Source organism: Streptomyces sp. NPDC040432 (assembly GCF_055595445.1).
Genome location: NZ_JBVIVP010000062.1, coordinates 1 through 2,120, shown reverse-complemented (window position 1 = coordinate 2,120; position 2,120 = coordinate 1). Strand labels below are relative to the sequence as shown.

2 protein-coding genes are annotated in these 2,120 nt (G+C 70.0%); both read left to right on the top strand.

The window, feature by feature from the left end; all coding sequences use genetic code 11:
- The first annotated feature begins 121 nt into the window (after positions 1 to 121).
- Entirely contained in the window at positions 122 to 1,105 is a 984-nt protein-coding gene (locus ACZ58N_RS38825) for a carbohydrate kinase family protein (protein WP_471170382.1), read from the top strand.
- Positions 1,102 to 2,120 (top strand): homocysteine S-methyltransferase family protein (locus tag ACZ58N_RS38820; RefSeq protein WP_471170379.1); only part of this gene is annotated, 1,019 nt, incomplete at its 3' end. The genes ACZ58N_RS38825 and ACZ58N_RS38820, both read left to right, overlap by 4 nt.

The window sequence follows — 2,120 nt, the reverse complement described above, 5'->3', positions numbered from 1 at the left end:
CTGCTGCGCCCGATCTACGCGCAGACCGCCGCCTACGGCCACTTCGGCCGCGAGCTCCCCGACTTCACCTGGGAGCGCACCGACCGCGTCGACGCCCTGCGCAAGGCCGCCGGGATCTGACATGCGCATCGCTGTCACGGGATCCATCGCGACCGACCATCTGATGACCTTCCCCGGCCGGTTCGCGGAGCAACTGCTCGCGGACCGGCTGGACCGGGTCTCCCTGTCGTTCCTCGCCGACAGCCTGGATGTGCGACGGGGCGGGGTGGCGGCGAACATCGTGTTCGGACTGGGCGTACTGGGCCTGGACCCGCTGTTGGTGGGCGCGGTCGGAGCGGACTTCGAGCCGTACCGGGTGTGGCTCAAGGACCACGGGGTCGACACCGACGCCGTGCACGTCAGCGGAACCCGGCACACCGCCCGCTTCGTCTGCACCACCGACCGGGAACAGAACCAGATCGCGACCTTCTACGCGGGCGCCATGGCCGAGGCCCGTGAGATCGACCTGCGGGAGGTCTTCGCCCGCTGCGGACGTCCCGACCTGGTACTCGTCTCACCGGACGACCCCGAAGCCATGCTCCGCCACACCACGACGTGCCGCACGCTCGGCATCCCGTTCGCCTCCGACCCCTCGCAGCAACTGGCCCGGCTGACCCGGGACGAGGTGCGCGAACTGATCGACGGTGCGATCCGGCTGTTCACCAACGAGTACGAGTCCGCGCTGCTCTGCGAGCGGGCCGGACTCACCGAGGAACAGGTTCTCGGGCGGGTCGGTTCCTGGGTCACCACCCACGGCGAGGCCGGCGTGCGCATCCGGGCCGTCGACCGCCCGACACTGACCGTACCGGCGGTCGAGGTCGCCGAGGTCGTCGACCCCACCGGCGTCGGCGACGCCTTCCGGGCAGGGTTCCTCGCCGGAACGGCGTGGGGCGTCCCCGAACGGTACGCCGCTCAACTGGGCTGCGCGATGGCGGCGACCGTACTCGACCACACCGGCACCCAGGAGTACCACCTGACCCGGGAGTCACTGCTGGACCGGCTCCGTACCGCCTACGGCCCGGCGAGCCGGACGGAACTCGGCGCACACCTGAAGGGGCTCGAATGAGACCGTCCTTGCGGAACGAGTTCGCCACCCGCGTGGTCGTCGCCGACGGCGCGATGGGCACCATGCTCCAGGACGCCGACCCGACGATGGACGACTTCCTCGGCCTGGAGGGCTGCAACGAGATCCTCAACGTCACCCGACCCGACATCGTGCGGTCCGTGCACGACGCGTACTTCGCGGTCGGTGTGGACTGCGTGGAGACGAACACCTTCGGCACGAACCTGTCCGCGCTCGCCGAGTACGGGGTCGAGGAACGCCTCTACGAACTCGCCGAGGCCGGCGCCCGGATCGCCCGCACGTCCGCCGACGCCTTCACGGCACGGGACGGCAGGCACCGCTGGGTCCTGGGCTCGATGGGCCCGGGCACCAAGCTGCCCACCCTCGGCCACGTCGGGTACGAACCCTTGCGCGAGGCCTACCAGCAGAACGCCGAAGGGCTCATCCACGGCGGCGCGGACGCCCTCCTCGTGGAAACCTCCCAGGACCTGCTCCAGACGAAGGCCGCCATCATCGGCGCCCGCCGGGCACTGGACTGGTGCGGACGGGAAGACCTCCCACTGATCGTCCAGGTCACCGTGGAAACGGCCGGCACCATGCTGTTGGGTTCGGAGATCGGTGCGGCGTTGACGGCGTTGGAGCCGCTGGGCATCGACATGATCGGTTTGAACTGCGCGACGGGTCCGGCGGAGATGAGCGAGCACCTGCGCTACCTGGCGCGCAACGCCCGGATTCCGTTGTCGTGCATGCCGAACGCGGGTCTGCCGGTGTTGACGAAGCAGGGTGCGCACTATCCGTTGTCGGCGGGTGAGCTGGCGGACGCGCAGGAGACCTTCGTCCGCGAGTACGGCCTGTCGTTGGTGGGTGGCTGCTGCGGTACGACGCCGGAGCATTTGCGGCGGGTCGTGGAACGGGTCCGCGGGACCGCGGTGACCGAGCGGGCCCCGCAGCCCGAGCCCGGAGCGGCGTCGTTGTATCAGACGGTGCCGTTCCGGCAGGACACCTCGTACATGGCGAT

Excerpts from the sequence above, each read along its gene's own strand:
- ACZ58N_RS38825 (WP_471170382.1), top strand. The coding sequence starts at position 122 with ATGCGCATCGCTGTCACGGGATCCATCGCGACCGACCATCTGATGACC.